18 protein-coding genes are annotated in these 19614 nt (G+C 30.7%); 9 read left to right on the forward strand and 9 right to left on the reverse strand.

From position 1 onward, the window contains the following. Nucleotides 1–30: 30 nt before the first annotated feature. The 3 genes from rlmN (at nt 31) to WG950_RS12400 (ending at nt 4017) form a co-directional block, all read left to right on the forward strand. Nucleotides 31–1068 carry a 23S rRNA (adenine(2503)-C(2))-methyltransferase RlmN gene (rlmN, locus tag WG950_RS12390; RefSeq protein WP_079737169.1) on the forward strand — a complete coding sequence of 346 codons (1038 nt, stop codon included), beginning with the start codon at nt 31–33 and terminating at the stop codon, nt 1066–1068. A gap of 25 nt (nt 1069–1093) precedes the next feature. Further along, nucleotides 1094–2071 carry a polyprenyl synthetase family protein gene (locus WG950_RS12395; RefSeq protein ID WP_077809967.1) on the forward strand — a complete coding sequence of 326 codons (978 nt, stop codon included), beginning with the start codon at nt 1094–1096 and terminating at the stop codon, nt 2069–2071. 62 nt (nt 2072–2133) lie between these two features. Then, nucleotides 2134–4017: a hypothetical protein gene (locus tag WG950_RS12400; protein WP_340932758.1), complete on the forward strand. Its 1884-nt coding sequence runs from the start codon at nt 2134–2136 to the stop codon at nt 4015–4017. A gap of 7 nt (nt 4018–4024) precedes the next feature. Here the strand turns inward: WG950_RS12400 and WG950_RS12405 are convergent, their stop codons facing one another. Continuing rightward, entirely contained in the window at nt 4025–5533 is a 1509-nt protein-coding gene (locus tag WG950_RS12405; RefSeq protein ID WP_340932759.1) for a GH3 auxin-responsive promoter family protein, read from the reverse strand. Nucleotides 5534–5615: 82 nt separating this feature from the next. On the opposite strand from WG950_RS12405, the gene WG950_RS12410 reads away from it, so the two are divergent. From WG950_RS12410 to WG950_RS12425, 4 genes are read left to right on the forward strand one after another with little or no spacing between them, the layout of a single operon-like run. Next, entirely contained in the window at nt 5616–6407 is a 792-nt protein-coding gene (locus WG950_RS12410; protein ID WP_340932760.1) for a DUF2797 domain-containing protein, read from the forward strand. A gap of 10 nt (nt 6408–6417) precedes the next feature. Further along, nucleotides 6418–6999: a hypothetical protein gene (locus WG950_RS12415; RefSeq protein WP_340932762.1), complete on the forward strand. Its 582-nt coding sequence runs from the start codon at nt 6418–6420 to the stop codon at nt 6997–6999. A 22-nt stretch (nt 7000–7021) separates the two neighbouring features. Next, nucleotides 7022–7975: a carbon-nitrogen hydrolase family protein gene (locus tag WG950_RS12420; protein WP_340932764.1), complete on the forward strand. Its 954-nt coding sequence runs from the start codon at nt 7022–7024 to the stop codon at nt 7973–7975. Between the two features lie 2 nt (nt 7976–7977). Continuing rightward, nucleotides 7978–8400: a secondary thiamine-phosphate synthase enzyme YjbQ gene (locus WG950_RS12425; protein WP_340932766.1), complete on the forward strand. Its 423-nt coding sequence runs from the start codon at nt 7978–7980 to the stop codon at nt 8398–8400. Between the two features lie 3 nt (nt 8401–8403). On the opposite strand, the gene WG950_RS12430 is transcribed toward WG950_RS12425, so the two are convergent. From WG950_RS12430 to WG950_RS12455, 6 genes are all read right to left on the reverse strand, one after another. Continuing rightward, entirely contained in the window at nt 8404–9207 is an 804-nt protein-coding gene (locus WG950_RS12430) for an HAD family hydrolase (protein ID WP_340932767.1), read from the reverse strand. Nucleotides 9208–9211: 4 nt separating this feature from the next. Then, nucleotides 9212–10240, reverse strand: a complete 1029-nt coding sequence (locus WG950_RS12435; RefSeq protein WP_079737161.1) for a LacI family DNA-binding transcriptional regulator — start codon at nt 10238–10240, stop codon at nt 9212–9214. 66 nt (nt 10241–10306) lie between these two features. Continuing rightward, entirely contained in the window at nt 10307–11695 is a 1389-nt protein-coding gene (locus WG950_RS12440) for a mannosyltransferase (RefSeq protein ID WP_340932769.1), read from the reverse strand. Continuing rightward, nucleotides 11695–13185, reverse strand: a complete 1491-nt coding sequence (locus WG950_RS12445; RefSeq protein WP_340932771.1) for a cellulose synthase family protein — start codon at nt 13183–13185, stop codon at nt 11695–11697. Before WG950_RS12445 ends, WG950_RS12440 begins: the two co-directional genes overlap by 1 nt. Next, nucleotides 13185–13877 carry a glycosyltransferase family 2 protein gene (locus tag WG950_RS12450; protein WP_340932773.1) on the reverse strand — a complete coding sequence of 231 codons (693 nt, stop codon included), beginning with the start codon at nt 13875–13877 and terminating at the stop codon, nt 13185–13187. Before WG950_RS12450 ends, WG950_RS12445 begins: the two co-directional genes overlap by 1 nt. Then, the gene (locus tag WG950_RS12455) at nt 13877–14338 is read right to left on the reverse strand and encodes a hypothetical protein (RefSeq protein WP_340932775.1); all 462 of its coding nucleotides are present in this window, start codon (nt 14336–14338) and stop codon (nt 13877–13879) included. The genes WG950_RS12450 and WG950_RS12455 overlap by 1 nt, the downstream gene beginning before the upstream one ends. Nucleotides 14339–14512: 174 nt before the next feature. On the opposite strand from WG950_RS12455, the gene WG950_RS12460 reads away from it, so the two are divergent. Both WG950_RS12460 and WG950_RS12465 read left to right on the forward strand, forming a co-directional pair. Continuing rightward, nucleotides 14513–15382 carry a hypothetical protein gene (locus WG950_RS12460; protein WP_340932777.1) on the forward strand — a complete coding sequence of 290 codons (870 nt, stop codon included), beginning with the start codon at nt 14513–14515 and terminating at the stop codon, nt 15380–15382. Between the two features lie 26 nt (nt 15383–15408). Next, complete coding sequence (locus tag WG950_RS12465; protein ID WP_340932778.1) at nt 15409–16410, forward strand: fasciclin domain-containing protein; 1002 nt, start codon at nt 15409–15411, stop codon at nt 16408–16410. A gap of 226 nt (nt 16411–16636) precedes the next feature. On the opposite strand, the gene WG950_RS12470 is transcribed toward WG950_RS12465, so the two are convergent. Both WG950_RS12470 and WG950_RS12475 read right to left on the reverse strand, forming a co-directional pair. Then, complete coding sequence (locus tag WG950_RS12470; protein ID WP_340935262.1) at nt 16637–18259, reverse strand: 4Fe-4S binding protein; 1623 nt, start codon at nt 18257–18259, stop codon at nt 16637–16639. 4 nt (nt 18260–18263) lie between these two features. Then, the gene (locus WG950_RS12475; RefSeq protein WP_340932779.1) at nt 18264–19613 is read right to left on the reverse strand and encodes an FAD/NAD(P)-binding oxidoreductase; all 1350 of its coding nucleotides are present in this window, start codon (nt 19611–19613) and stop codon (nt 18264–18266) included. Nucleotide 19614: the final 1 nt, after the last annotated feature.

Genomic DNA, 19614 nt, shown 5'->3' on the forward strand with positions numbered 1-19614 from the left:
TGAAATCATTTAATTTTTAATCCTTCTATTTTGAATAAAAAGAAAGACATAAGAGCCTTAACAAAAGAACAATTAAGAGATTTTTTTGTGGCAAATAATGATAAAGCATTTCGTGGTAACCAAGTTTACGAATGGTTATGGAGCAAGTCTTTACATACTTTTGAAGATATGACAAATATCTCTAAAGCTACCAGAGAAATGTTAGAAGAAAACTTTGTGATTAACCACATTAAGGTAGATTCTATGCAAAAAAGTAAAGACGGTACCATAAAAAACGGGATTAAATTACACGATGGTTTGGTTGTAGAATCTGTTTTAATTCCTACAGAAAAAAGAACTACAGCTTGTGTTTCTAGTCAAGTTGGTTGTAGCTTAGACTGTAAGTTTTGTGCTACTGCAAGATTAAAAAGAATGCGTAATTTAAATCCTGATGAAATTTACGACCAAGTAGTTGTTATCGATAAACAAAGCAGATTATATCATAACAAAAAACTAACAAATATTGTTTTTATGGGAATGGGAGAACCATTAATGAACTATAAAAACGTATTAAAATCTATAGAGATGATAACGTCTCCCGAAGGGTTAGGAATGTCATCAAAAAGAATTACAGTTTCTACATCGGGTGTACCAAAAATGATTCGTAAAATGGCAGATGAAGAAGTTAAATTTAATTTAGCAGTTTCATTACACTCAGCAATAGACGAGGTTAGAACATCAATAATGCCTTTTAATACAAATTTTCCTTTAAAAGACTTAAAAGAATCTTTAGAATATTGGTACGAGAAAACCAAAAGAGCAATTACTTATGAGTATGTTGTTTGGGATGGCATAAATGATAGAAAAGAAGACATCAAAGCTTTGGTAGATTTTTGCAAATATGTACCGTGTAAAGTTAATTTAATAGAGTACAATCCAATAGACGATGGTGAGTTTCAACAAGCAAGTTCATCAGCAATAAATAATTATATTTCTAATTTAGAAATGCACGATATTACAATAAATGTAAGAAGAAGTAGAGGTAAGGATATTGATGCGGCTTGTGGTCAATTAGCAAATAAATCTTAAATAGTAAAAAAACAATTTTCGACCTATGAATTTAGTGGAACAAATTAAACAACCAATCATAAAAGAAATGGAACTTTTTGAAGAAAAGTTCAAAGATTCTATGTTGTCTAAAGTTCCGTTATTAAACAGAATTACCTACTATATTGTTCGTAGAAAAGGAAAACAAATGCGACCAATGTTTGTTTTTTTAGTTGCTAAAATGGTTTCTGATGGTGGTTTTGATGAAAGAACTTATAGAGGCGCATCTGTTGTAGAATTAATTCATACAGCAACATTGGTGCATGATGATGTGGTAGATGATAGTAATAGAAGAAGAGATTTTTTCTCTATAAATGCCTTATGGAAAAATAAAATTGCAGTTTTAGTAGGCGATTTTTTATTGTCTAAAGGTTTATTGCTTTCTATTGATAATGAAGACTTCGATTTACTAAAGTTGATATCTATTGCTGTAAGAGAAATGAGTGAAGGAGAACTACTTCAAATTGAAAAAGCTAGAAAATTAGACATTACAGAGGCAGTTTATTTTGATATTATTCGAAAAAAAACAGCAACTTTAATTGCAGCTTGTTGTGGTATTGGTGCAGCATCTGTAGGTGTAAACCAAGATTGTGTGCGTAAAATGCGAAAGTTTGGAGAATACATCGGAATCGCCTTTCAAATTAAGGATGATTTATTTGATTATTCTGATGCTAAAATCGGAAAACCTACCGGAATAGACATTAAAGAGCAAAAAATGACTTTGCCATTAATTTATACTTTAAATAATTGCTCTAAAAAAGAGAAAGCATGGTTAATCAACTCTATTAAAAAGCATAATAAAAATAAAAAAAGAGTAAAAGAAGTAATTGCATTTGTAAAAGCAAATGGTGGTATCGATTACACAATCGATAAAATGAACAGTTACAAATCGAAAGCCTTGGCGATTCTTAAAGACTTTCCAGATTCAGAGTATAAAAACTCTTTATCAACTATGATTGATTATGTAGTAGAACGTAAAATATAGTTTGCTTATTCTAATAGTTTTGTTAAATTTGGTTTTATTGCTATAAAACTGAATTTAATACTATGAAAATTTATCAAAGCCTTGTGCTTTTATTTGTGCTAACATGTACACAAATATTACAATCTCAAAATTCTTTAGGGTTTACTTTTCCTGCTACTAACGCAGAGAGAAATCAAAAATGTAGTTATTTTACAAATGCTTTTAGACAAAAACCTAAAGAAGTTGGTTTTGGAATTAAAAGAGAAGGAAATAATTTATATTTTACTACTAATAATAAAAAATGGTTTACTGCTCTATTTAAAAAATCAGGAGATGGTATTGCTATTGATGTGGTTTCTAAGTCTAGATATAAATGTGAAAATGAATTAGATGCTTCTCAAATTAAAGGAACCGTTTTACCTGCAGTTTTTGCACAGAAACTATTAAGAGGTTTTAAAAAAGTTACTGGTACTAATAGTTTTAGAACATTAGTAGGTTCTGTACCTGCTGCTTTGGCAAAAGAAGAGTTAGAGTTTAATATCTTATTTCTAAACAACAAAGCATTATGTAGATATCAAACTACTTACAATTTAGATTCTTATGGTTGGGATTTGTTAGATATGGGTGTTTATTTAGATTCATTAACCTATAAAGATAAAAGCATCAACACTTCAGATAAATTTATTACAAAATATAAAACTTTAAAGTTTGTAATACCTTTTCAAAAGAATAAATACGACTATTCATCAGAAGATATTAAGCCGTTATATGATAGTTTAAGATTAACAGATTTTAATATTAAAAAGATAAATATTAAAGCTTACGCATCGATAGAGGGTAGTTTAAAAAGAAATATAGAACTCCAAGAAAAAAGAGCCAATAGTATTGTAAAATCTTTACAAACTTTTCAAAAACCAAATATAGTTACAGAGATTTCGTCTTCAGAAAATTGGGTAGAATTTTTAAATGATATTTCTAAAACAAAGTATAAAAGTTTTAAAACTTTGCCAAAACAAACAATTAAAAATAAGGTTGTTGGCGAAGTTTCAAAAGATTTAGAAAAATATTTACAAAAGCATCGAAAAGCAGTTGTGATATTAGAATTAGAGCGAAAAGACAAGTATAAAAATATGTCGAAAGAAAAGTTGGTAGCAACATTTAACGATCTTGTTCTAAAAGAAAATATAGAAGAAGCTTTAGTAGTGCAGAATTCTATTTTTGAAAAACTTAAAAGAGAAAGTTCGCCAGATTTATTAAATACTTTAAATGTACCTAAACAAAGAAAATTTGTACCAATTCTTAATAAGAATAGTATTTATAAGTATATATTAAACTTAAGTTATGCTAAAATTGCTTTTGATGAACTAAAAAAAATCGAAAAGTTAGATCCTAAGAATAGAAACATAAAGTATAATTTGATAGTTGTAAAGTTTATCATTTGGAAAAATAATTGGGAAAAAATCGAAGCAAATTCGTTTAAACAAGAAATTTTAAAGTTAAAATCTTACGGAATCAAACAACATTTAATTGATAGAATGTTGGTGAATTTTCATATTGTAAAAGCAGAAAAAGATATGAGAGCTAGAAAGTACGATGAAAAAGATGCTTCTGTAGAATTTATTATAGATACTTACGAAAACTTTAATTTATCGAATTACGATTATCTAAGTTTAGCACAATTTTTAACTTATTATGCAAACACAGATGAAGCTACAGAGGTTTTAGATGAAAAAGTAAAAACAATTACCATAGATGAAGATTTACTTTTTTATTATTTAAATTTAACAATAGTAGATGAGTACGCTGTAGATTCTCAAAATTACAGAACAATCATGTTAAATGCTATCGAAATGAATAGAGACCGTTTTTGTAAGTTATTTAATTCTTCTTTAGAAGATGGTGTTACTTTTCAATTACTAGAAAATAAATATTTAAGAGCTACTTACTGCGAGAATTGCACTAAATAGATAAGTTTTATAAACTTAAAAGCTCTTCTATAAACTCTCTAGAATTAGACAATCTTGGTACTTTATGTTGTCCGCCAAGTTTGTCTTTTTTCTTTAACCAACTATAAAACAAGCCTTCTTTAGCTAAATGAACTTTAGGAGGCATTAATGTAATATTTAAATAACGTTTAGCTTCGTAATCAGAATTTATAGACTTTAAAGCATTGTCTAAAACTTCAGAAAAATACCCCATAGATTCTGGTTTATTAATAAATTCAATAATCCATTCATGGCCACCTTTTTCTTTTCCTTGCATAAAAATTGGTCCAACGGTATAATCTGCAATTGTTGCAGCTGTTTTTTCACAAGCCAATTTAAGAGCATCTTCTACATTTTCGATATTTAATTCTTCACCAAAAACATTAATATAATGTTTGGTTCTACCTGTAATTTTAATTCGATAAGGTTCTAAAGATGTAAATCTAATTGTATCACCAATTAAATAACGCCATAAACCACCGTTTGTAGTAATAACTAGTGCGTAATCTATATCTTTTTTAACATCAGCTAAAGTAATTGCATTCGAGCTTTCACCTTTATATTCGCTCATCGGAATAAATTCATAGAAAATTCCGTAGTCTAACATCAACAATAATTCCTTCGAATTATTTCTGTCTTGTATTGCGAAGAATCCTTCGGAAGCATTGTAGATTTCGTAGTATTTAAAATCGGATTTTGGTATGATTTTTTTGTATTGTTCTCTATACGGATTAAAGTTAACACCACCATGAAAATAAACTTCTAGATTGGGCCAAACTTCTAAAATATTGTCTTTGCCAGAGCGTTCTAAAACACGATTTAAAAGAACCAACATCCAACTTGGCACACCAGCTAAACTTGTAATATTTTCGTTAATAGTTTCATCAATAATTGCATCCATTTTTGTTTCCCAATCGCTCATTAAAGCAACTTCTTGACTCGGTGCTGAACTAAAATCTGCCCAAAAAGGCATGTTTTCGATGATAATTGCAGACAAATCGCCAAAATAAGAGCCATTGTCTTGGTAAACTTCCGAGCTTCCGCCCAAACGCAAGCCTTTACCAGTAAAAAGTTGGGTTTTAGGGTTGTTGTTTATGTATAAACACAACATGTCTTTACCAGCTTTCATATGGCAATATTCTAACGCATCATCAGAAACGGGTATAAATTTACTTTTAGCATTTGTTGTACCACTCGATTTTGCAAACCATTTAATGTGCGATGGCCAAAAAATATTTTGTTCGCCTTTTCTACAGTTTTCTATAAGTGGCTCAAATGTTTCGTATTTCTGAATCGGAACATGTTTAGCAAAATCTGCATGATTTTTAATAGAACTAAAATGATGTTCTTTACCGAAAGAAGTTTGTTTGGCAGTTTGAATCAATTTTAAAAGCAATTCATTTTGTACATCTTTTGGGTACTTTAAAAACAGTTCAATTTGGTGTTTTCGTTTCTTCAAAAACCAAGAAATTATAGAATTGATAATCTGAAAAGCCATAGAAATTCGTAAGTTTGTTTAGTACGATTTTTATGCAGTTTGCAATTTAAAATCGAAGTTTAAAAATACTAAAATTTGTGAGATGATTTACCAAGGAGTTTTAAAAAAAATGATGACCGAAAATGCAGAGGAAATTCAGTATTATTTAGATATGAAAACTGATTTTTTAAACATGAACCAGTTAATTAACAAAGAAATATCTTTAAGTTTTGTTACTTACGAGTGTTTAAATTGTGGTTTAGAAAAAACCATATATAGACAAGGTTTTTGTAAATCTTGCTTTTTTGAAACGCCAAATGCTGGTGATTGGATAATGAAACCAGAATTAAGTAAGGCACATTTAGATGTTGAAGATAGAGATTTGGCCTACGAAAAAAAGGTGCAATTACAGCCGCATATTGTTTATTTAGCTAATTCTAGTAATGTAAAAGTTGGTGTTACAAGAAAACAACAAGTACCAACCCGTTGGATAGATCAAGGTGCGCATGAAGCTATAGAAATTGTAGAGGTGCCAAATCGATATTTAGCTGGTATTACAGAGGTTGCATTAAAAGAACATGTTGCAGATAAAACCAATTGGCGTAAAATGCTTAAAAATGATATTGAAGATGTAAACTTAGTCGAGTGGAGAGAGAAGTTAAAAGAGTTTATACCAGAGGAAGCAAAAGAATATTTTATCGAGAATAATTCTGAAACAAACATCAATTTTCCTGTACGTAAATATCCAGCAAAACCTAAAAGTTTAAACCTTATTAAAACCCCTAAATATACAGGTAAATTAGTTGGTGTAAAAGGGCAGTATTTAATCTTTGATGACGAAACTGTTTTTAACGTTAGAAGTAATGAAGGTCTGGTTGTAAGTATCGAGGTTTAAATTTGAATTGATGAAAAATTTTATAAACCTTGCTTTTTTACTTTTATTATTTGTTTTTCCAGTTTCTGGACAAGAACTTTTAGAAGGACAAAAAAGATGGAGTGCAACCGAAAAATTATCTTTAGAAGATTATAGTATTAAAAAAAACTATGATGATGCTATTCTTAGTCAGTTTTTAATCTCATACGAATCTAAAGGTTTCGATTTTTTTAAAAAAAATCTGAATAGTAGAGTTGAGAATATTTTTATTGGGAAAGGTTCTTATATAGATACTACAAAAATTAATAACTTAGAGAAGCAACTAGAATTTCAGCAATTGCAGTTCGATTTAGCAGAAATACAAGCAAGAAAATTTAGAAAAAGGCTTTTTTTGGGAAAAAAGAAGTTAGTTAAGGGATTTGAAGTGATGAAATTAATTAGTAATGAAATATCGAATGAGTTTGCCGAAATTCGAATGAGATTCATAAATGAAACAAATAATGGTAATAATTTAAAGGTTTTAGAAGTTTGGAAATCGAAGGTGAAGAGTGAGTTGAAGGAATTAAATGAATTTCGCTTTGAAAACAGAAAGAAAATAAAAAAACGAGACTAATAGTTTACGATAATTAAGAATTATGAAAAACAATTTACTAAAAGTTGCATTGGCACAAATTTCACCGGTTTGGTTAAACAAAGAAAAAACAATCGAAAAAATACAAAAATCGATTGTAGATGCTTCAAAGGAAAATTGTGAACTCATTGTTTTTGGTGAAGCTTTGCTACCAGGATATCCGTTTTGGGTCTCTTTAACAGATGGTGCTGCTTGGGATTCTAAGGTTCAAAAAGAAATTCATGCACATTATGTTAGAAATTCAATTACCATAGAAAAAGGCGAATTAGATGCTATTTGCGATTTAGCTAAAGAGTATAAAATTGCTGTCTATTTAGGAATTATGGAACGTGCTCAAAATAGAGGCGGACATAGTATTTACGCTTCTTTAGTTTATATCAATGCTGATGGAATTATAAAATCTGTCCACAGAAAATTACAACCAACGTACGAAGAACGTTTAACTTGGGCGCCTGGAGACGGAAATGGTTTACAAGTACATCCGTTAAAAGAATTTACCGTTGGAGGCTTAAATTGCTGGGAAAACTGGATGCCTTTACCTCGAACTGCTTTATATGGTTTAGGCGAAAATTTACATATTGCTGTTTGGCCTGGTAGCGATTACAATACAAAAGATATTACACGATTTATAGCAAGAGAATCTCGTTCTTATGTAATTTCTGTATCTAGTTTAATGAGCACAAAAGATTTTCCTACAGAAACACCGCATTTAGATAAAATACTAGAAAAAGCACCTGCTGTTTTAGCAAATGGAGGTTCTTGTATTGCTGCTCCTAACGGAGAATGGTTGGTTGAACCTGTTTTACACAAAGAAGGTTTAATTATCGAAACTTTAGATTTTAATAGAGTTTTAGAAGAAAGACAAAACTTTGATGTTGTTGGGCATTATTCGAGACCAGATATTACCAAATTGCAGGTAAACAGAGAAAGACAAAGTACTGTTTCTTATAAAGATTAAGTATGATTTTTGAACAAAAGGAAATTCGACTAAAACCTTATGCAAGAGGTTTTCATTTAATTACTGATACAATTATAGCGGAATTTCCGGCATTTAGTAAAATTGAAAAAGGAATTTTAAAGATATTCATAAAGCATACATCTGCCAGTTTAACTATAAACGAAAATGCAGATGCTACAGTAAGATCAGATTTTGAAAAACACATAAATATTTTAGTGCCAGAAAATGCGGCTTATTACGAACATATTTACGAAGGTAGCGATGATATGCCAGCACATATTAAAGCATCACTTTTAGGCTCTTTTGTAGAAATACCCATAACCAAAGGAGTGTTAAATTTAGGTATTTGGCAAGGTGTTTACTTAGGAGAACACAGAAATAATGGTGGTTCTCGTTCTATTGTTGTAACAGCTTTTGGTGTTTAATAGTTAAGCCTTAGCTAATTTTTCTAAAACACTTTCTACTCCAAAATTATCATTACTTGTAGTCGCATAATTTGCAATTTCTGTGATGTCTTTATGAGCATTTTCCATTGAAAAACTAAAAGCAGCTTCTTTTAGCATTTCAATATCGTTATGGTAATCACCAAAAACCATGGTTTCTTTTTTAGAGACATTTAATAAGTTTTGCACTTGTCTTAAAGCATTGCCTTTATTGGCTTTGTCTGTAGAAATATCTAACCAATTTTTACCAGAAACTTTTAAAAGATATTCATTTTCTAAATGTTTTATTGCTGGTAAAATATAAGCTTCTGATGATTTAAAGTTATATACCGCTATTTTTAAAATAGGAGTGTGTTTTACAACATCTAATAAGTCGTCTACTTTGTTATAATTATGGTAATATTCTTTAAAATAACCAATAAATCGCTCGTCTTTACTTTCTATAAAAGCAGCGTCTTTGGTACATAAAACAAAATTGGTATCTTCTATGTCTCTTAAAATCGGAATAATTTTCTGAATCTTAGAAGCTTCTAAAGATTCTTGTAGTAATATTTTATCTGCTTTTTTTGCAATTGCTCCATTTTCTGCAATAACATAAATATCATCTTTAATTGTAGCTAATTTATCTACAATACTGTGGTATTGTCTTCCGCTAGCGGCACAAAATGTGATGTTTTTTTCTTGTAGTTTTTTAAAAAGTTCGAAAAATAACGGACTAACTTCTCCTTTTGAGTTTAGTAGTGTTCCGTCCATATCAGAAACTACTAGTTTTACGTTACTTAAATCCATTTATTTAAGATTTTTTAGTAGAGTTTCGTTCTACTAAATCTGTTTTAATAATTACCGTTTTAGGTTGGTCTTTAGGAGCCGCTTTGTTTTCTAATCTTTCAATTAATAGTTTTGCTGCAGTTGCGCCCATTTTTTCTCCATGCTGACTCACAGTAGTCATTTTTGGTTGAGAATGTCTCGCTAAAATTCCGTTAGAAAAACTAACAACGGCAAAATTTTCGGGTACTTTTAAACCTTTTTTCTGTGCAATTTTCATTGCTGCAATTGCAGAAGATTCGTCTGTCGCAATCACTGCATCTATTTCATTTGCATCAAAAATAGGAGCTAAAATACTTTCATATTTTTTATAATCTTCTTCAATAATATTTATAATTAGTTTATTATTCACCGGCAAACCAGCTTTTTCTAAACCTTTTAAATAACCTTGATGTCTTTTTTTACCAATTTCTAAATTGCTAATTGTAGAGATAAATGCAATATTTTTACTACCAGCTTTAGCTAAGTATTTTACAGTTTTAGAAGCACCTTTAAAATCGTCTGTAATAACTTTATCGCAATTAATAATTTCTGCAACTCTATCAAACATTACAATGGGTGTGCCATTGTCTAAAATATCTTCGCAATGTTTAAAGTCGTTTTTTAACACGGTTTCTTCTGCCAAAGAAAGTATAAATCCATCGATACTTCCGTTAGAAAGCATTTCCATAGTTTCTACTTCCTTGTCATAAGATTCGTTAGAAATACAAGAAATAATTTTATAGCCTTTTTCGTTGGCAACTTTTTCGATACCATTAAATACCTGTGCAAAAAAGTAGTTTAACATATTTGGTATAATAATACCAATTGTTTTTGTAGACCTGTTTTTAAGGCTTAACGCATTAAAGTTAGGTTTGTAGTTGTTTTCTTTTGCGTATTTCTGAATTTTTTCTTTAGTACTTACGCTAATTTCATAACTGTCGTTCAGCGCTTTAGAAACCGTTGAAATAGATACACCAAATTGTTTAGCTATGTCTTTTATTGTAAGTCTTTTCATATATGGTAAAAAATTAGTGACCAAAATACAAAAAACTCAGTAGATAAGAAGAAGTTCGCTGTAATTTTACAATTTCTTCATTTTATAGTCTTGCCAAAGTTCGTAACTTATAAAAGAATAAAGCACAAAATACTCTAAGAAAACAATAGATAAGTTTTCTTGCCAAGGTGTATTTGCATAGGCTTGATACGTTAAAATTATTAGTAAAGACCAAACTACCGGAAACTTGTATTTTGTAAATACACTTAAAATTAACGGAGTAGCAACGTACCAAGGGTGCACAGTTGTTGCGGTAAAATAATAAAAACACAAACCAAATAGCATCGCAGTAATTAACTGAATGCTGCTTTTGTTTTTTCTAAAAAAAGTTACATACAGTAAAAAAAGTATTGTTAAAACAGGTGTTATTTTACCAATGATAGCAATTTCGTTGTAACCTCTAAAAAAGTAGCCAATTTCTCGAAAGATATAGTAAAAACTTGCATTAAATTCAAAGTTACGAAACCACAAACCAACCGAATTAGAATAGTTGTGAATTAATTCTGATGAGAAAAATGGTAAGAATAACAAAGCTGTTACAATTAAAATGATACTATTAAATGCTATGAATTTTAAGAGCCCTTTAAAATTGATTTTAAAACCCAACCAGTTTTCTTTTGCTTTAAAATTAACTTTGCTATATACAAACCATTGAAAAAATAATGGTAAAAATAACAACGGAATTAATTTTACCGATACTGAACATGCAATTAATATGGCTGCAAAAATCCATTTTTGCTGTTGCAATTTATACAAGGCCCAAACTAAGAAAAAGAGCATTACAGATTCGAAATGTAGATTACCAGTCATTTCTATAATAATAAATGGATTTAATACATACCAAAAAATGTTTTTAATTGGTAAGTTTAGATTTTGTAGAAGTTTTTTTCCGAAGTATAGAATTCCTAAATCTGCTAAAATAATTAGCGTTCTTAAAACAATTACAGATCCGAAGATGCTCTTACTAGCAAATAGTGCAGCAATTAAAAAACATAACTGATTTAATGGCGGATAATTGGTGAAATGACTTCCGTTTAAAGAACCCATACCAGCATACAGCTCTTTGGCATCTGCAATGGGCTGTATGTTTTGTTGGATAAAAGTTTCTGGTAAAGATAAATACGGATTAAAGCCGTTTAATAGCATTCTTCCATCCCAAATAAATCTATAAAAATCTTGTGATAGATTCGGAATCGAGAATAGAAAAACCAAGCGAAATAGAATGGCTATTGCAGCTAATGTTTCAAAAGAAGTTTGTTTGTTTTTTATCAGTATAAAAAAACCGGTAAACAAAGAAAACCATAAAAAACACACGGTATAAAAAGCAGTTCTTTCAATAAAATAAGCAAAAAGAAAATAAGCAATTATACTTAAACAAACTGCAAATGCTGTGGTGTATTTTTTTAAAAAAGCCATTATGCTTTAGAAAAAACAGATTTAAAAAACACGTAGCTAAAACCTACAAAAAGCATAAAGTGAAAAGGAAACAACCCGAAATCACCACCTTGATTTCCTACTACAAAAGCACTGTACATTCCAAAAACAAAATAAATAGCTAAAATGCCTTCTAAAACAACATGAATAGAAGGTTTCTTTTTGATGTATTTATTGTTTTTCCAACCGTCTTTAATTGTTTTAATATTAAATTTAGGAGTTCTCACAAACTCACTTTTCTTACCTAAATGCCCTTCTAAAACCGCAATTGTATTGTGTAAAGAAAAACCCATTGCAATAGAGAAAAAGGTAAAGAAAGCACCAATATATTTTATGAAATTTTTAAATCCGCCGCCATAAATATTCTTGTACATATGCCAATAACAGATAAAAAAGATAAGCGAGCTTACCACGAAGAAGCTCATTACATAAAAGTAAATTTTAAGATGCTCGTATTCGTTTTTAATGTATAACATAGGTATACTTAAAACGGCTACTAAAAAAATACAAGTAAACATAGAACTGTTTAGTAAGTGCAATAAACTGTGAATTTTAGTTTTAAGAGAAACATTATCACTTTTTATAACACGTTTCATCATTTTTTGAAAATTCTCTGCACCACCTTTGTTCCATCTAAATTGCTGTGATCTAGCTGCACTAATAATTACCGGCAATTCTGCTGGTGTTTCTACATGCTCTAAATATTTAAACTCCCAGTTTTTCAATTGTGCACGGTAACTTAAATCTAAATCTTCGGTTAACGTATCGCCTTCCCAATTACCAGCATCATAAATACACTCTTTACGCCAAACACCAGCAGTACCATTAAAATTGATAAAATGGCCTTTACTATTTCTACCAACTTGTTCTAAAGTAAAATGTGCATCTAGGGCAAAAGCTTGTATTTTTGTAAGTGTAGAGTAATTTCTATTGATGTGTCCCCAACGAGTTTGCACAACACCAATGTTTTCATTTTTAAAATAAGGTACAGTTTGTAATAACCAATCTTTTTGAGGTAAAAAATCCGCATCAAAAATGGCTATGAATTCTCCTTTGGCAATTTTTAGCCCTTCTTTTAAAGCACCTGCTTTAAAACCTTGCCTGTTGGTTCTTCGAATGTGTTGTATATCTATTCCTTTATCTTGAATTTCTTTGATATGTTTCGCAGTAGTTTCTACAGATTCATCTGTAGAGTCATCTAAAACCTGAATTTCTAATTTGTCTATAGGGTATTCAATTTTAGCAATATTCTTTAGCAAGCGTTTCATAACATACAACTCGTTATAAACAGGCAATTGTATGGTAACAAACGGAATTTCTTTTGGGTTAGAAAAATCTAGTTTTTCTGATGTGTCTTTTTTCTTTCTTGCTTTTAAGTAATTAAAAAGTAAATTTAATTGTGCTATTGCGTACATTAAAATAAGCAAAAGAGATATAGAATAAATGATAATTACGATGTATTCTAAAACCATTATTTAAAACTGTATTTGAAGATCCAACCTAAAATTTTTATGCCCGCAAATATACTACCTTTTACGGTTCCTGAAACTTTAGAGACACCTATTCTGTTTCTATATTTCATAGGTATTTCTACATACGTTAGTTTTTGTTTTAATGCTTTTAACTGCATTTCTACTGTCCATCCGTAAGTTTTATCTTCCATTTGCAATGCCAGTAACTTATTGTATTTAATAGCCCTAAATGGTCCTAAATCTGTAAAATTAGCATTAAAAAACAGTTTCATTAGGCTTGTAGCTAGCCAATTACCAAATATTTGTTGCGGCGTCATTGCACCTGTTTCTCTTAATTCTTTTACTCTTGCGCCAATTACAAAATCTAAATCTTGTTGCTCTATTGGTGCAATTAATTCTGTAAGTTGCTCTGGATAATCAGAGTAATCTCCATCTAAAAAAACAACAATTTCTGGCTTTATTTCTTGTTTAGAAATGTAATCCATTCCTTTTAAACAAGCATAACCATACCCTTTTCTGTTTTCTGTTAAAACAGTTGCACCAGCTTTGGCGGCGTTTTCTTCAGTTTTGTCGGTTGAGTTATTGCTAACTACAATAATTTCGTCTACTATTTTGGGAATGTCTCTTATAACGTTTCCTATAGAATCTTGCTCGTTATAAGCAGGAATGATTACTTTAATATTTGAATTCATTAAAATTTTGCGTTCGGATTGTCTTTCTTAAAACTATAGTAAGAAGTCCATTCTCCAATTTTTTTATTAGACTTGTAGCGTTCAGATTTTTTTAAACGGTTGTTGTAGTATATTAGCGAATAACCATCTTTTAGGCCATTCTTATACTGAATTTTTATTTTTTTGTTTTTAGAATAAAAAATCCACCAGTTACTTGCTTTATTGTTTTTATAACCACCTTCTTTAAGTAGGTTATTATTTTCGGCGTAAAAATACCAATAACCCGTTTTTTTACCACTATTAAAATGACCTTTTTTTTCTATGGTTCCGTTTGTGTAGTAAAAAGTCCAATAATCTGTTTTCTTATTGTTTAGCATCCATCCTTCGGATGTTAAATTTCCTTGATTATCGTAATTTTTAATAAATTCTTTTTGATTAAAGTTCGTTAGAAAAAATAAAATTGTTAGGTATTTAAAAAGCATACTATTGGTTATGTGTTTAAGTTGTCGTTATAATAAGTGTAAACTTTCAGGGGGTACTTTACATACGTAAAATTTTTTTTTTGGTTTTTTTTAAAAAAAATAAAACCGCACTTCTTTTTTTCTCGTAGGTATGGTGTCACTAACAATTAAAAAACAAACATTATGACAAAAAAAATGAAAACACTTTTAGGTTTATGCCTTTTAGTATCGAGCTTTACAATAGCTCAGAGTCCGGTAAATGGTTTTATGAAAAAATCTGGTGAAGGTTCTGTAGTCGTTTCTTATTCTAAAGAAAATTACAGTAAAGTATTTTTAGTACCCAATGAAATTGATGGCGTACCTGTTTTTAACGATGTAAGTATTAGTAGTATTTCTTTATTCGGAGAAATTGGAGTTTCAGACAATTTTAATATTGTATTAAATGTGCCTTACATTAAATCCGAAGGAAATGCATCTGATGCAGTTTTAGAAAACAACGGTTTTGAAAATGTAAGAAAAGGAGTACAAAATTTAAAAGTGTATGCTAAATACAGATTACACACTTTAAATTTTGAAAACAGTAGTTTAGATTTTATTGGTGCAGCGGGTATAGAAACACCAATTGGTAATTACAGTGCAAACGAAGGTTTACAATCTATTATTGCAATAGGTAACGAAGCAACAACCTACAATGCTTTTGGTGTTGCTACGTATAAAATGAACTCTGGTTTTTTTGCAACAGGGCAATTAGGATACAGTGTTAGAGGTAACGATGTGCCAAATGCTTTATTAAGTGAGTTTAAATTAGGGTATGCAGCTTCTAAGTTTTACGTAGATGCTTTTGTAGCAAACCAATTATCAGATGATAGTGGTGTAGATATTTTAGGCGAAGGGTTTACAGGGTTTTTTCCTGCAACACGTGTAAATTATACAAGAATTGGTATCAACGCATTTTATCCTTTTACAGATTCAATTGGTATTACTGCGGGTACAAACACGTATATCTCTGGTAGAAATTTAGGAAAAGCTACAGGATCTTACGGTGGCGTTGTCTACTCATTTTAATTAAAAACTTAATAAAACATACAATCATGAAAAATTTATACAAACTAAAATATATATTTATTACAATTTTAACAGTAAGCTTAGTATCTTCTTGTCAAACCGAATCTAGTTTCGAAGATGAATTACCATCAATAGCAAATATAGCGGTATCTAATGCAGACTTTAGCACTTTAGAAGCGGCAGCAGTAGCAGGTGGTGTTGCAGGAGTTTTAAGTAACTCTAACCCAAATGATGCAAGCGGAGCATACACTGTTTTTGCACCAACTAATGATGCATTTGCGCGTTTAGGATTGAATGAAAATACACTTGGGGTTCTTCAAAAAACATTTTTAACAAACACTTTATTATACCACGTTTCTAACGGAAACTTAGCAGGAAATACAATTAGTGATGGCGGTACGTCTACATCTGCACTTTCTTTAGATAGAAGATTTATCGAAAGAGGAGAAGATACTTACATTAACGGTTCTAAAATTTTAGCTACAGATGTTACGGCAAGTAATGGTACTGTGCATGTAATTGATAAAGTGATGATTGCTAGTGGTGCAGATATTGTACAAACTGCAATAGCTTTACAAAGTGCAAACGTATTTACTTCACCAGAATTAACATATTTAGTAGAGGCTGTAGTATATGCAGAATTGGCAGAGGCTTTAACAGCATCAGAAGGGAGTCCTTCTTTTACAGTTTTTGCTCCAACAGATCAAGCATTTATTGATTTAGGTGCTGCCTTAGGATTGACATTTACTTCGCCAGCAGATATCCGTCAATTACCAAAAGAAACTGTACAACAAGTACTTTTAAATCATGTTATTGCCAACGATGGTAAATTTACTTCAGAATTAAGTGCAGGTACTGTAACTCCTTTAGGAGGAGACGATTTAACATTAGGTGCTTTTACAAACGGAACACTTACTGTTACAGGTGCCGGAAACGGAGGAGAAGTTGCTAATATGGGAATTCCTGATGTACAAACAACAAATGGTATCGTACACGTAATCGATAGAGTATTGTTACCAAACCTATAAAAACTTTTTTAGTTTTTTGATTTGAATTTATAAGCCACAGATTTTATCTGTGGCTTATGTTATTTGAAAAGGTTTATAGTTGATATAACTATTTAAGCTGAAGAGTTAAAACGATATACTAGTCAACATAAAGATTCTATCATCCTTAAATTTAAGCTTTAAACAACCACAAAAAAAAGGACGCCTAATAGCGTCCTTTTTTAAATTAAACTTGATATGTTGGTAATTATTTCTTGTTTACCAAATCCATTAAATCAACATCGTTTCCTAATAAAACATCAGTAGGATTTATTCTTCCTTCTTCCGGACCGTTTTCTAATTTTAAAACACCTCTAGGGCAAACTGCAGAACATACACCACAACCAACACAACTAGAACGTACAATGTTTTCTCCTTTTTGTGCATAAGCTCTAACATCGATACCTTGCTCGCAATACGTAGAACAGTTTCCGCAAGAAATACATTGACCACCGTTGGTTGTAATTCTAAATCTAGATTTAAAACGTTGTACAAAACCTAAATAAGCTGCTAATGGGCAACCAAATCTACACCAAACTCTATTACCAAAAATTGGATAAAAACCAGTACCGATAACTCCCGCAAAAATAGAACCGATTAAAAAGCCATAAATATCTTGAATTGTTTGTGTTTGAATGCCTAATACTTGTCCTTCGTTTGTAAAGAAAGTGTATAAAGCAAAACCAGTCATCACTAAAACAAATATTAATACAGAATGAATTACAATGCGTTCTACTCGCCAAGAAAGTAAGGTTTTACTAGACAATTGTCTGTAAGGGTCTCCTAGCGTTTCTGCCAATCCACCACAACCACAAACCCAAGAACAATACCATCTTTTTCCGAAGAAATACACCATAACAGGCACAACTACAATCGTAAGTACAACACCCCAAACTAAAATGAATAGACCTAAACCACCGCTGGCTAATAATTCCTCTAAATTCCATTTAAAAAAGAAATCATAATCTAAAGGAAACGCATTTTTAAAGTCGTACCATGGTTTTTCGAATCGCACTAAAATTTCTGGAATCAAAAAAGCAAATACTATTTGAAAGAATAAAACAGATGTAGTTCTTAATATTTGGTATTTATTATGGCGATATTTAATGTACATTCTAACAGCCATTACTGTCATTACAACACAATATAAAAATCCGTATAAAAACCATTGGCTTGCAGGGTTTCCGCTTATAAATTTACTAATAGGATCTACCAAATACACCCAATTTACAATGTAATCTGGATAGAAGTATAGCAGTATGTAAAAACTAACTAGAAACACAAAAGCAAACCAACCAATCCAACCGCGATTGGTAGCAGCACTTAAAAAGATACCATCATTTTTAATACCAGGTTTTCCTAACAAAATTACATCTGGTACAATAAACATAAGTGCACCTATAATACCCAAACCAAAGGTTAAAAACCATGCCCAACTCGTTTGTTGTGCCGCAAAACCTTTACCAGCCTTTTTGGCAAGTGTATAGCTAAGACTGTGTGGTTTACCAGAGATTTTATATTGAAACTGAGCTCCTTTTTTCTCCCAATTTTTAGCTGCATCGTATTTTGCAATTAAATCATCGTAATGTTTATTAGCATTTGCATATGCTTTTCTAGTACGGCTAGAGAACTCAAAAATAGACAAGTTGTCTTTGGTTACGACTGCTTGTTGCAGTTCTTTGGCAATTACTTCATTTTTATAGTTTTGATCCTTTAAAAAAGTATCAAGTTCTGTTTGATTTAAATTAAAATCACCTGTAAAAATTAAGGCTATAAAGGTGGCTAAACCTATAAGAAAAAGTAGTAATCCTGTTTGTTTTATTGCTTTCATCATCTTATGCTTTGCTAAAAATTCTTTTCCAGCTTTTCTTTTGTAGTTGTATATTGGTGTTGTTTTCTTTATTGAATTTTGCTACAATTTCTTTTTCGTGAAGTTTGTAAAATTCTGGATCAAAATTAGCGTCTGCTAAGAATTCTAAAACATGTGATATGTTTTGCTTTTCTGTAAGCCATTTGTCAAATATTTCATGGCGCATTCGAATGCCAAACGTATTAATTCCTAAGAATTGTTTAGTATCCTTATCAAAAGAAATGGTAATGCATTTATTTTCTGATGGATGTTTCCATTGAAAATACGCTTCGTTTTCTTTCTTATTTCTTTCGCTAAACACCCAACCATATGTTTGATATTCAATGTCTAAAAATTTTGCAGAATTAAACCAATGTCCGGGTTTGTATGCTATTCTATTGCCACAAATAGTTTCTGCTAAGGTTTCTCCCATCATCCTGCCCGTGTACCAAACTGCTTCAATATTTCTTCTTTGTCCGATGGCTTCGTGTTGTTCTGCACAATCTCCAATGGCATAAATATTAGCCACATTGGTTTCTAAAAAACGATTTACTTTTACACCTCTACCAAGTTCGATATTAGATTCTTTTAAGAAATCTATATTTGGGGTAACACCAGCAGTTAAACCAACAACATTACAAGCAATTTCTTCACCAGTTTCTTCAATAATAATAGAAGTTACGCGTCCGTTTTTATCTGCTTTAATTTCTTTTAAGTTGGTGTTTAAACGCAAATCTATGTGGTGTTCTTTAATATGCTGATTTATCATTTCAGATTCTTGAGCAGGCAAAACACCGTTCCAGAAACTGGTTTCTCTCACTAAAAAAGTAACTGGTATTTTTCTACTGCGTAGCATTTCTGCCAATTCAATACCTATCAAACCACCACCAACTATTACGGCTCTATTACACGCTTTATTATCTGGTGCAAGTTGTTCTAGTTTTTCTAAATCTTGTTTGTGGTACATGCCAATAACACCTTCTAAATCTTGCCCAGGCCAACCAAACTTATTTGGTTTAGAACCTGTAGCAATAATTAATTTATCGTAGGCTAAAATTTCACCAGAAGCTAATTCAATATTACTGTTTTCTGTATGTACTTTTGTTACCAAACCTTCTTTTAAGGCAATGTTGTTTTTATCCCAAAACCAATTTTCATAAGGTTGTGTATGTTCAAATTTCATGTGCCCCATGTACACATACATTAAAGCAGTTCTAGAAAAGAAATATTTGGTTTCTGCAGACACAATGGTAATTTGTTTGTCAGACTTTTTTCTAATGTGTCTTGCTGCAGTTACGCCGGCAATACCGTTCCCAATTATTACAATATGTTCCATA

The sequence above is a fragment of the Polaribacter marinaquae genome, assembly GCF_038019025.1.
In the GTDB taxonomy this organism is placed as follows: domain Bacteria; phylum Bacteroidota; class Bacteroidia; order Flavobacteriales; family Flavobacteriaceae; genus Polaribacter; species Polaribacter marinaquae.